This is a genomic window from Lactobacillus sp. ESL0230, assembly GCF_003692805.1.
GTDB lineage: Bacteria > Bacillota > Bacilli > Lactobacillales > Lactobacillaceae > Lactobacillus > Lactobacillus bombicola.
In genome coordinates, this window is sequence record NZ_REHI01000006.1 from 487,265 (window position 1) to 499,703 (window position 12,439).

General features: G+C 34.6%; 12 protein-coding genes. 3 read left to right on the top strand and 9 right to left on the bottom strand.

The features are described 5' to 3' along the window. Window positions 1-11: 11 nt before the first annotated feature. The 8 genes from glyS to rpsU form a co-directional block, all read right to left on the bottom strand. Window positions 12-2,078, bottom strand: coding sequence for a glycine--tRNA ligase subunit beta (glyS, locus tag F5ESL0230_RS04045; RefSeq protein WP_122021692.1), 2,067 nt, complete (start codon window positions 2,076-2,078; stop codon window positions 12-14). Further along, window positions 2,071-2,988 carry a glycine--tRNA ligase subunit alpha gene (glyQ, locus tag F5ESL0230_RS04050; protein ID WP_090091999.1) on the bottom strand — a complete coding sequence of 306 codons (918 nt, stop codon included), beginning with the start codon at window positions 2,986-2,988 and terminating at the stop codon, window positions 2,071-2,073. The genes glyS and glyQ overlap by 8 nt, the downstream gene beginning before the upstream one ends. Before the next feature lie 245 nt (window positions 2,989-3,233). Then, window positions 3,234-3,989, bottom strand: a complete 756-nt coding sequence (gene recO, locus F5ESL0230_RS04055; protein ID WP_122021693.1) for a DNA repair protein RecO — start codon at window positions 3,987-3,989, stop codon at window positions 3,234-3,236. Window positions 3,990-3,991: 2 nt separating this feature from the next. Continuing rightward, window positions 3,992-4,900, bottom strand: coding sequence for a GTPase Era (gene era / locus F5ESL0230_RS04060; protein ID WP_122021694.1), 909 nt, complete (start codon window positions 4,898-4,900; stop codon window positions 3,992-3,994). Then, entirely contained in the window at window positions 4,900-5,424 is a 525-nt protein-coding gene (ybeY, locus tag F5ESL0230_RS04065) for an rRNA maturation RNase YbeY (RefSeq protein ID WP_090092004.1), read from the bottom strand. Before ybeY ends, era begins: the two co-directional genes overlap by 1 nt. After that, window positions 5,424-6,377, bottom strand: coding sequence for a PhoH family protein (locus tag F5ESL0230_RS04070; protein WP_122021695.1), 954 nt, complete (start codon window positions 6,375-6,377; stop codon window positions 5,424-5,426). Before F5ESL0230_RS04070 ends, ybeY begins: the two co-directional genes overlap by 1 nt. A gap of 21 nt (window positions 6,378-6,398) precedes the next feature. Further along, a complete protein-coding gene (locus F5ESL0230_RS04075; protein WP_090092007.1) occupies window positions 6,399-6,842 on the bottom strand; it encodes a GatB/YqeY domain-containing protein in 444 nt (147 codons plus the stop codon). 130 nt (window positions 6,843-6,972) lie between these two features. Further along, window positions 6,973-7,149: a 30S ribosomal protein S21 gene (gene rpsU / locus F5ESL0230_RS04080; protein ID WP_046306945.1), complete on the bottom strand. Its 177-nt coding sequence runs from the start codon at window positions 7,147-7,149 to the stop codon at window positions 6,973-6,975. A gap of 186 nt (window positions 7,150-7,335) precedes the next feature. Between rpsU and F5ESL0230_RS04085 the strand changes: the two genes are divergently transcribed. The 3 genes from F5ESL0230_RS04085 to F5ESL0230_RS04095 all read left to right on the top strand — a co-directional run bounded on the left by F5ESL0230_RS04085 (window position 7,336) and on the right by F5ESL0230_RS04095 (window position 9,755). Beyond that, window positions 7,336-8,163, top strand: coding sequence for a pyruvate, water dikinase regulatory protein (locus tag F5ESL0230_RS04085; RefSeq protein ID WP_122021696.1), 828 nt, complete (start codon window positions 7,336-7,338; stop codon window positions 8,161-8,163). Window positions 8,164-8,231: 68 nt separating this feature from the next. After that, window positions 8,232-8,780 (top strand): peptide-methionine (S)-S-oxide reductase MsrA, encoded by a 549-nt coding sequence (msrA, locus tag F5ESL0230_RS04090; protein ID WP_122021697.1) that lies wholly within the window; start codon window positions 8,232-8,234, stop codon window positions 8,778-8,780. Window positions 8,781-8,876: 96 nt separating this feature from the next. Then, entirely contained in the window at window positions 8,877-9,755 is an 879-nt protein-coding gene (locus F5ESL0230_RS04095; protein ID WP_122021698.1) for a YitT family protein, read from the top strand. A gap of 76 nt (window positions 9,756-9,831) precedes the next feature. On the opposite strand, the gene lanKC is transcribed toward F5ESL0230_RS04095, so the two are convergent. After that, window positions 9,832-12,429: a class III lanthionine synthetase LanKC gene (gene lanKC, locus F5ESL0230_RS04100; protein ID WP_122021699.1), complete on the bottom strand. Its 2,598-nt coding sequence runs from the start codon at window positions 12,427-12,429 to the stop codon at window positions 9,832-9,834. Window positions 12,430-12,439 lie beyond the last annotated feature (10 nt).

A 12,439-nucleotide genomic window follows, 5' to 3' on the forward strand; every position in this document is an offset into this window, starting at 1 on the left:
CCTACAAATAACTATTTAATAACCAGCTTACTTAAATCCCCTAATCCAGTAGCTAATTCTGAAATCAACTTAAGCTGTGCTAAGCGATTATTCTTAACTGTTTCATCTTTGGCCATAATCATATTAGTTTCAAAATAAAGATTTATAACTGGCTGTATTTCAACAAAGCCTTCATATAAAGCTGTCAAATTGGTAAGCTTACTTAAGTTATTTACTTCGATAAATAGCTTATTCTCACTTTCATTTTCAAACAAGTCTGGATTAATTATGTTTTGCCCTTTGAATTCAGCTTTCTTTAAAATATTATTTATTCTAATTAAGCTTTCAACAACTGGCTTAAATTGTTCATCATCATGGTGCAATTGCAACACATTAGCTGCTGACAAAATTTGAATCGGATCTTGTTGATTGGAAGCTAACACGGCATCAATAATGTCATACTTAAATTGATTTCTTTGTAAGTATTGATTAATCCGATCCCGAATAAATGAAGCAATCTCATCATCTTGCAGCTCAGTCTTAGGTAACTTAGCCGAGGTTTGACCGTCAAGTTCGGTTACAATTTCAGGCAAAACTTTATTAAATGGTAAAGACCAACTTTGATTTAATAAAATACGCACTATCCCATATGCATAACGGCGTAGAGCATATGGATCGTTTGATGAATTGGGAATCATACCTGCCGCAAAAAAGGTAATGATTGTATCCAATTTATCTGCAATTGATAAAAGAGAACCAACAATAGTTTGTGGTAATTCACCTTCAGCAGTTGTTGGCATGTAATGCTCTTTAATTGCAACAGCGACTGTTTGTCTCTCTCCAGCTAAGCTAGCATAATGCATGCCCATCACACCTTGCAATTCAGCAAATTCACCCACCATTTGAGTAACTAAATCAAATTTATATAATTCACTGGCCCGATTAAAATCAGCGATTGTTTGTTCATCTAATTGCCATTTCTCAGCTAAAAAGTTACCAATGATGCGAACACGTTTGATTTTTTCTGACATTGAACCAATCTTGTCATGGAAAGAAACATTATCGAGCTTTTGTACAAAATGACTAAGCGGATATTTTCTATCTTCATCATAAAAGAATTGGGCATCATCAAGACGTGCAACTAAAACTTTTTCATTCCCTGAAATAACATTTTCCAGAAAATCTTGATTACCATTACGCACAGAAATAAAATGATTAACTAAGTGATCATCTTGATCGTAAACTTCAAAGTACCGTTGATTATCTTTCATTGAGGTAATTAATACTTCTGCTGGCATTTGTAAGTATTTTTCATCAAATGTTCCTGCAAAAACAGTTGGATATTCAACCAAATTAGTCACTTCCTCAAGCAAACTGGAATCTGGTTTGATTTTCCAATTATTTTCTTTAACCAATTCGGACATTTGCGTAACAATCATTTCTTTGCGCTTAGTTGCGTCAACAATGACAAATTGATCTTTTAAGGCATCTTCATAATCGCCCGTATTAGCTAATACTACTGAATCACCTAAGAAACGATGACCTTCAGTTTTACGACCAGCTGTAATATCTAATAGTTTGACGGGAACGACTTCATTGCCAAAAAGAGATACAATCCAGTGAATTGGTCTGATAAATTCAAAATCATTAGCCGCCCAACGCATTTTAGTAGGGAAAGTCATGGCCTTAACTACCTTATTCATGTTTAACAAAATTTCGCTCGCTTTTTTCCCAGTTTTTTTAACATGAACATAGGCATACTCTACACCTTTAAGTTCTTCAAAATAAATATCATCAACGGACATTCCCTGTCCACGAGCAAAACCTTGAGCAGCTTTAGTCCAATTATTATCTTGATCTAGGGCGATTTTTTTAGCTGGTCCTTTTTTGATTTCATCAATATCATCCTGCTTTTCAGCAAGTTCTTCGACTAAAATCGTTAGACGTCTTGGCGTAGAAAAAGTCTTGATATTCTTAAACTTTAAACCATTTTCATTTAAGAATTTTGTGGTTTTGTCAGCTAGTTGATTAACACTACGGGTGACAACATGTGCTGGCATCTCTTCGGTCCCAATTTCAAATAAATAATCTTTAGTCATTTTCAAGCCCTGCTTTCTTATCTTCTGCACTCTTTAATAGCGGGAAACCTCTTTTTTCCCGTTCTTTGACAAAACAAACAGCTACTTCATGGGCAAGATTTCTAATTCTCGCTAAATATCCCGCCCGCTCCGTCACTGAAACTGCTCCGCGTGCATCAAGCAAGTTAAACGTATGCGAGCATTTTAAAATATAATCATATGCTGGTTGAACCAAGTTTAATTTAATCAATTCCTGTGCTGTTTTTTCGTAAACATCAAAGAATTTTAACAAGTCTTCCTGGTTTGATTCTTCAAACGCATATTTTGAATTTTCATACTCTGCTTCTTTAAAGATATCGCGGTATAAAACACCATTGCCCCACTCCAAATCAAAAACAGAGTTAACATCTTGAATATATGAAGCTAAACGTTCAACCCCATAAGTAATTTCACTCATTGTTGGTTTAACTTCGAGTTCACCGACAACTTGAAAATAAGTAAACTGACTTACTTCCATTCCATCAAGCCATACTTCCCAACCGACACCGGCACACCCCATTGAAGGATTTTCCCAATTATCTTCAACAAAGCGAATGTCATGCTCAAGTGGATTAATTCCTAAAACTTTTAAACTATCTAAATAATATTGTTGAATATCTGTTGGCGCTGGTTTAATTACTACTTGAAATTGATGATGTTGGAATAAGCGATTAGGATTATCACCATAACGCCCATCAGCTGGTCTTCTTGATGGCTCAATATAGCAAGCAGCCCATGGCTCTGGCCCCACAGCCCGTAAAAATGTATACGGGCTCATTGTACCAGCCCCTTTTTCTACATCATATGAAGGCATAACCATGCAGCCTTTGGATGACCAAAATTCTTCTAATTTAAAAATCATATTTTGAATGTTTAATTTTTTCTTTGTCATTTTTAATCCTTTCTGCATTAGACCATAAAAAAAGCCTATGCAAAACTTGCATAGGGACGAGATTTAATCGCGGTTCCACCCTAATTCAGGGAAAATATACCCTGCACTTAATTATTGACTAAAGGTGCCTTTTCCCAGATGTCCTTGCACTATCTAACACTCGCTTGACTGGTACTTTTCTTCTTCCTTATCATTGCCAAAATACAAATTAATTTTACCATAATCCAAGGATAAGCTAAAGCAAACTAAGTTAATAAATTTAACTCGTCTAAAAATTTTTTGGTTTTTAAGTTTAAGTCAATCGTTGCCTGATAAATTTGGTCAATTGCTTTTCGCGTTGCTTTTTTAGTTTGAGCGCTAATTGTAATTTCACCCAATCGTTCAGCTGGTAATAGCCCAATCGTTCTTAAAACAGCCGTCTCTTTAGGCTTTAGATGGAGGCGATTAGGATCAGTATAAAAATGGTCGCTACATAAAACCCCGCCATACTTTATTGAATAATCAAAATTGCCTTTTTCTTTCCTACAAATAATGCAGTGACGTAGTTCTGGCTTTACCCCAAATGCAGCTAAAAGTTGCATTTGAACGATTTGAGTAATCATTTCTGCGTCAACTCCAGCATTGATTTTTTGCAAAGCAAAATCAGCTAATAAGTAATATTGATCTATATGTTGATATTCAATAAAGGCATGATCAATTAAATCTAAAATGAAAGAAGAATACGCATTTTTATTTATATCAGTAAAAATATGATTAAATTGTTTGATATTTTTATAAGTTCGTAAATTACTAAGCCCATGACCATTGGTATAGATAATGTAAGTACCGTAAGAAAAGTTAAGTAAGGCTGCGCCTAACTTCGACTTGGGACGTAGTGCTCCGCGAGCAAGCATGGTAATTATGCCGTAATTTTTAGTTATAATTTTAGCTAAGACATCAGCTTCATTATATTTTTGCCGTTTAAAAATTATTCCTTGAACTTCTTTGAGTTCTCGTGCCATTTTTAGGACAAATCCTTCTTATTATAACCAATCTGCTTCAAAAAGCGGGGATCAGATCGCCAATTACGTTGAACTTTAACCCACAAGTGCAGGTTAACTTTTTCACCTAATAAGTCCTCAATTTGTTTACGGGAATTAATGCCTATTTGCTTAAGCATTTTCCCTCCTTTACCAATAATAATCCCTTTTTGCCCACTTTTTTCGACATAAATTGTAGCTTCAATTTGCAGCTTGTTATTTTCATGCTGATTCATTTGTTCAACCCATACGGCAGCTGCATGGGGTACTTCTTCGGCAGTTAAATTTAAAAGTTGCTCACGAATTAATTCACTAACCATAAAATATTCTGGCCGATCAGTAATTTGCTCAGGATCATAGTAGGCTGGACCTTCTGGTAAATAATCATATAAAACCTGATTTAAGTCAGAAATACCGATTCCCTGAGTAGCAGATATTGGTAAAAATTCTTTAAAAAGATTTAATTGACGATATTCATCAATTATTCCTAATAAGTCATTTGGATTAACCTGATCAACTTTATTAATTAGTAAAAATGCTGGTACCTTAACTTGTTGTAAAAGATTAACGATATATTCGTCACCTTTACCCATTTTTTCTGGTTCAACCATAAATAAAATTAAGTCAACATCATTTAAACTAGATAAACTTGCTTTGTCCATATAGTCATCAAGTTCACCGTGTGGCTTAAATATTCCTGGTGTATCAACGAAAATTACCTGCATACCTGACGTAGTGTAAATACCTGATATTTTATTACGCGTTGTTTGCGGTTTGTTAGAAGTTATTGCGACTTTTTGCCCCACTAAATAATTCATTAAAGTTGATTTACCAACATTGGGTCTACCAATTAACGCAACAAAACCAGACTTATTTTTTTCATTATTCGACATTATTTACCTCTGCCCTCATCTAACTGGTCTGCATATAAAGGCAAGCCATAGTTTTTTAAAATTTTACCTTGAATGGCAAACATTTCTTTTGCTTCGTCAGGTTCTATATGATCATACCCATTAAGGTGTAAAAAACCATGAACAAGGGTGTAGCCAAACTCACGCTGCCAACCAGTACCATATTCTTCACTGTGTCTTCTTATGACACTCGGACACATGAACAAATCACCAATATCTTCACAAAAATCAGGATCTGCTGCAAAAGCGGCAATCTCAAACTTATCTTCACCGTCTTCAATCGCAAAGGAAATTACATCAGTTGGTCGATTTTTATCACGATATTTATAATTGATTTTTTGACTACGCTCTTCATTGACAAAGTTAATACTCATTTCTAAATTATTTTCTTTACCAATTTCATTTTTGGCTAACAATAATAGGTCAGTAATCCACTTTTGCCAGTTACATTTTTTATCTTGTAAAAAATCAACTTCATCATTATAAGTAATATCGATTGGGGTCATTAACTTTGTTCTTTCTTTTCATATGCATTAATGATTTTAGCTACAACTGGATGTCTAACAACATCATTAGCTGAAAACTGAATAAATTTAATATGACTGATACCTTTTAAAATATGCTCAGCGTCTACTAAACCGCTACGCTGGCGTCCAGGTAAATCGACTTGCGTCATGTCACCATTAACAATCATCTTGGAATTAAATCCTAAACGAGTTAAAAACATCTTCATTTGCGCATCAGTAGTATTTTGAGCTTCATCTAATATTATAAATGCATCATCTAATGTACGCCCACGCATATACGCAAGTGGAGCAACCTCAATTACTCCCCGTTCCATCAAATGATCAGTCGTATTAGTACCCAAAATAGAATAAAGAGAATCGTAAATTGGTCTTAAATATGGATCAACCTTTTCCTTTAAATCTCCAGGTAAAAATCCAAGTGACTCACCTGCTTCAATTGCTGGTCGGGTTAAAACAATGCGTGAAACTTCACCCTTTTTAAAAGCTGCAATTGCACAAACAACGGCAATGAATGTCTTACCAGTACCAGCAGGACCAATACCAAATACGACATCATTTTTTTCGATTGCTTCAACATAATTTTTTTGACCGATATTTTTCACCCTAATCGGTTTACCTTTAGCATCCCGAATTAGAATTTTTTTATATAGATCAGGAAAATATTCGGTAATCCCTTTATCCGCCATTTTCATTGCGCTGACAATATCAGGAGCACTGATATTAATATTAGCACTAACTACATTGTCTAAGGCTTTTAAAACAGCAATTGCTTTTTGACAATTATTGCTATCGCCTGCAAGCAGAATTTGGCTTCCAGTATCAGTGATACTGATATCATATCCCTCTGCTAACAAATCAAGATTGCTGTCATTAACCCCAACTAACTTTTGAATATTTTCTGGATTTCTAGGAATAAAATTGGTTTGAGCCAATATCTTTTCTCCCTTTCTTGCTTAACTCAGTTTGTTTTTAACCAGGTTAGAGGCAACTTTTCCATCTGCCCTACCTTTGATTCTAGGCATTAAAATTTTCATAATCTTACCAAAGTCAGCTTTAGTTGCACCACTGACTTCAGCAATTGCTGCACTAACGATTTTTTCCAACTCAGATTGTGAAAGTTGCTTAGGCATATAGGCTTCAATAACGGTTAATTCTTTTTTAGTCTCCTCAACTAAATCAGTACGCTTAGCTTTAACAAAGTCAGCCAATGATTCTTCACGTTGCTTTTTTTCACGATTTAAAACTGTTAATTCTTCATCGGAATTCAATTCACGCCCTACTTTGATTTTTTCGTTCATTAAAGCAGCCTTAATCATCCGCACAGTGTTCAACTTAACTTTATCATGTGCCTTCATCGCATCTTTCATATCAGCCATTATCTGTTCTGATAAACTCACAGTAATCCCTTCTTTCTAATATAGCTTGCTTAAATTATAACAAATCTTGTTATAGGTATAAAATAAATATTCTTAGCAAAATATCTAAAAAACGACCTCTACCATAATTGATAGAAGTCGTTTTTTTATATTAATAATGCTTACGCTTGCGAGCTGCTTCTGACTTCAGCTTTCTACGTACACTTGGCTTCTCATAGAATTCGCGCTTGCGATATTCTTGCAAAGTACCACTTCTAGAAACGGAACGTTTGAAACGACGAAGAGCATCATCAATAGACTCGTTTTCGTGAACAACAGTCTTGGCCATATGTGATCCCTCCTTCCATTTCTTGACGTTTCCGTCATACATTTATTTAAATTATATCAAACCATATTCATCGGTCAATACATACAAGCAATATTTTTTAAAATTATTTTTCATTACCGTTTTAGCTATTTAAAATCTGTTAATATTAAAGGGAGATTGTATAATAAATGAAAAAAGGAGCAGACAATGACTGACGAAACCCCAAAAAAAGAAGTTAATATTATAATTATTTCTGATTCTGCTGGTGATACTGCTTTTAATAATGCAGTGGCAGCAACAGCGCAATTCCCCGATGCTCAAATTAACTATCGGCGATATCCATTCGTTTATAATAAAGAAAAATTGGCAGAAACTTTTCAAGAAATCGAAAAGTATCCTAATTTGGTAATTATCTATAGTTTAGTTAAAGATGAAATGCAGTTACCAGTAATTCGTTTTATTCGGGAACATAATATCCATGGGATTGATATTTTATCTCCAGTGGTTGAAGCAATTCAAAGCGCTACTGGTAGCCGACCGCTTAAGAAAATTGGTGCCCAACATAAAATGAATCAAAAATATTTTGATCGAATATCTGCAATGGAGTTTGCCGTAATGTATGACGATGGCAAAGATCCAAAGGGCTTTTTAGAAGCTGATGTCGTTTTATTAGGTGTTTCTCGAACTTCAAAAACACCACTCTCTTTATTTTTAGCTAATAAAAATTTAAAAGTAGCTAACTTACCATTAGTACCAGATACGCATATTCCAAAGGAGATATATCAAGTTAATCCTAAAAAAATTATTGGTCTGACCAATGACTTATCCGTATTAAATGAAATTAGACGGCAAAGAATGATTGCCTATGGGTTAAATCCCGATACCACTTATTCAAATACAGACGCAATTAAAAAAGAACTTGATTCTGCCCAAACGCTTTACAATGAATTGGGGTGTTTTGTTATTAATGTTGCTAACCGGTCAATCGAGGAAACGGCTGCCTTGATTTTAGATCATCTGGGAATTGAAGAATAAACAAGCACTTAAGACCGGTCTTAAATATTTTTTACCTAAGTCCGGCAAGATGAAATGAGGTCAATAAAATGGCAAATATAAATAAGGATAAAAAACAAAATTTTCAAAAAGCCATCTTTGCTGGGGGCTGCTTTTGGTGTATGGTAGAGCCATTTGACACTTTACCTGGTGTCAAAAAGGTGATTTCTGGCTATACCGGCGGTCACGTCCCTAACCCTACTTACGAACAAGTAGCTAGTGGATTGACTGGGCACACAGAAGCAGTTGAAATAACTTATGATCCAGAGCTGATGTCTTATGAACAATTATTAGAATACTATTGGCAAGTAACTGATCCAACTGATGCCATGGGCCAGTTTCAAGATCGCGGTGATAATTATCGCCCAGTTATTTATTATAATTCTGTCCAACAACAGTTAGCTGCCGAAAAATCAAAGCAGAAGCTCCAAGAAAGTGGCAGATTTACTGCACCGATTGTTACCAAAATAGAACCGGCTCAACCTTTTTATCCAGCTGAAGAATATCATCAAGATTTCTATAAAAAGGCCCCCAATCGCTATGCACTAGAGGAAGCTGGTGGTCGGTTAACTTTTATCAAAGAACACTGGAAAAAATAAAATTAACTGAATTCTCTCAGTTGGTTACCTCCCCAACTTTTGTTACACTGAATTAAATGAATTACTATTATTTAGGACAAAAGGAAAATGTGAATAATGGATCGACTCGATACCTTTAACAGACGTTATAATTTACTTTCAAAGATTTCAGCTTCATTTTTTTATTCAATTGCAGTAGCAATTGCGTTAAATCTTTTTTGGGGTCCGGGGCACATGTATTCTTCTGGTATTACCGGATTTGCTCAATTAATTAATACATTGAGTGAACGTTATCTCCCCTTCACTTTGACAACTTCGGCAATGTATTTTGCCTTAAATGTGCCACTACTTTTAGTTGCTTGGTTTAAGATTGGGCACAAGTTTACTTTTTTTACAATTATCACGGTAATTTTGGGCTCGATTATGATGCGCGTGCTACAACCAGTTAATATGCATGTTGATCCCCTTGTTTGCGCAATTTTTGGGGGAATGATTAATGGCTTGGGAACTGGTTTTGCCTTAAAAAATGGCATCTCAACTGGTGGCTTAGATATTGTGGGAATTGTTGTTCAGAAAAAAACGGGCACAAGTTATGGCAAGGTAAGTATTTTTATTAATTTAGTAATTATTGCTGCTGCCGGTGTTGCCTTTGGCTGGAATCGTGCTTTATACTCGGCCCTGACTATTTTTATTAATGGACGGGTGATTGATGCTGTCTATACCCAACACCAAAAATTGCAAGTCACAATTGTCACAGATCAGCCACAAGCGATTATTGATGGAATTCAAGAAAAAATGCATCGCGGCATCACAATTTTTCACGATGTCGAAGGAGCGTACAGTCACATAGAAAAAAAAGTTTTAATAACAGTTATTAATCGCTATGATATGTACGATGTTTTACAAATTGTTCAAAAAAGTGATCCCTATGCCTTCATGAGTGTCACCGAAGTAGAACGTGTTTATGGGACATTTAAAGAACAAGAAATTGTTTAAAATATATCTATATTTGATACCACAAAAGCCACTCCATGATAAATGGAATGGCTTTTTAGTTATGTTAATTAAAAAATTATTTACTTCTTAGAAGTGGTAGCCAGGCATTCCAGGTATGTTGTTTAATATCTGTTAAAAGTAGCAGTAAGCCACTGCTTCCAGTAGTCAAATCTAAAGAACACTTAAAGCCAAAGCTGCCAGGTACCATTACGCCGCCATTTTGAGCAACTAAGTAATTATTAAGTAAATTGTACTTCTTCTTTAAAGTCACTTTATTATTGGTACAAATTGCAAAGGCATTATCTAAAATCAGCAGGCTAAGAAAACCATCGAATAATCCGGCAAAAAAAGTTACAAAAACATCATTTTGCTTTAATATTTTTAATAAAATTTCTAATTCCTTTTTGGTAAAAACCTTAGGATCATCTTGTAAAAATTCTATCATTAATAAGGCTAAGCCAGCACTACCATGATTAACATACGGGATTAAACGTTCATATGAGTAGGAATTATCTTTAATAAATGCACCGTCACTTGTAAGTTGTAATGAATTTTTTATTACTACCTGGTAGATTCTTAAAGCTGCTTGCTTATATTGCTTTGCCTTTGTAACAATACTTAATTTCCATAAAAATAATGCTGCACCCAACCAGCCAGTAATTAATCCACTATCAGTTTTTTCGGTATAGCGTTCATGCTTAATGATTTGCATTACTTGTTTACCAAGATCAATTGCATTTTGTAAGTAAATAGTTTTTTTGGTTTGTCCATAAAAGCATAAAAAAGCTAGCCCAACTCCGGCTAAACCAGAGTAAATTGAAATGTCATTGGTTAACTTAAGTGCCACGTTAGTCTGTATTTTTTTCATTATACTGTAACTAATTTTAGTGTAGCCTTGTTCATACAAAACAGTGGCAATACCGCTTAGGCCAGTAAATAATCCGATATCTGTTGCTGGCTCAGCTAACAATTTTTTTAAATTTGGTAATTGCTGTTCGAGCCAAATATTAATTTCTTGCTTACTTTTCTGATCTAAAGTCTGTGATCTATTTAAAGCCATTATAGCGCCAAAAGCACCATTGGCCACGGAATAATAACTAATTTCAGAACTGTATTGCGGAATGTCACCATAAATTAATCCTTTAAAGTTGTAGTTCAAGTTGTCGCTGATTCCCTTAGCTACTTCGGCTATATTTTGATTTAACTGATTCAGTGAAAATGGTGTAGACGGTACTGTTAAATTTTGATAATAATACTGCGGGTGGCGTGAGTCAGAATTAAAATTCAAATTTAATTGCTTTTTTAAATTATGCAAAAATTCTACAATTTGCTTGCCAAATTCATTGCTAATATTCTTATCTTGCACCACTTCTAATTCAGGCGCCCAATCAAAGCCAGTTGCGGTTGGCAAAATCAGATAACGTGCAATTTTGTATAACGCAATTCGATCAGCTTCTGCAAAAGTCTGCGCATTAAAATCAGAATAGCCAGGCGTTGCCAGACCAGGATTGTAGGCTGCTGACGCTTTTTGAGCATTTTCAAAATCAATTAACTTTACTTTATCCGTATCTAATATAATTATATTATCTGGTTGTAAATCACCAATTGCAATTCCCTTTTGGTGAATTTGGTTAATTGCCTTTAAAAGTGCCGTAATAATTTTGACCGTCTTTGTAAGATATTCATTTTTCTTTTGCTTATTTGCGGTAAAGGGATATTGACTATCAACAAAATCAGCTAGAGTATCTCCTTGAAGGTACTCTTCAACTAAATATTGATGTTTCCATGCCTTAAAACTCTCATAAGCATTAACAACTGTTGGTATCTCGGCTAGTTGCTTTAATATTTTATACTCGTGTTTAATCCGATTAAAACCATCATTGCCATTAGCATCTAAGCCCGCAAAAGCACGGCCTTCTTTTAGAACCCATTCCTTCCCCTTGAAAACTGCATGATAAACTCCACCAGCATTGCTATAGTGTAAAGAAAAATCAACATTATAATTCATTAGTTTTTTGAATTCATTTTGATCATAATGTTGTACATTATTTTTCAATTGTTCAGGTTCTACAATAAAATCAGGCTGATAATAATATGGTAACCGTTTATCTTCAACTAAGTTATGTTTATTATCAATAATGGCGTAAACTTCTTCACCGTCAATCACCGTTTTCATTGCCTTAAAGGCACCGTAACGGTAAAAGACATGGCTATCTTGCCATTCTTGATCGCTTAATATATATGGCCCCTCTAAAAAGTCTTGGGTGATTTCTGCTAACGCAGTCAGAAGTTGGACAAATTCAGTAGTATTTACGGGATAAACTGTAATAAACTTTCCCGACTCTGTTCGGTCACCATATTTGGAATTACTTAAAAGCATTGCATCTACTGTATCAATAAATTTATAACTAACTTGTTGATTGTTTAAGTACTGGCTCACCGTCAATAATAGTTTTTGTGCATCCTTAATATTAGCAGTTAGATGAATTTTCCAGCCTTGTTGGGGCAATTTATGATCAAATAAAATATAATGCCAATAGCTATCAGTTGATTCTTGAAAGCTAGTTTTAGGTTTTGTAAATTTAAATTTATTTTTTGGTTCATCATTAGGATAATAAAAAAGTGAACGGTCGTTTTTAACAAATTCCATGTATTCATTACCAGTTAAGTCCATTTATCTGTTT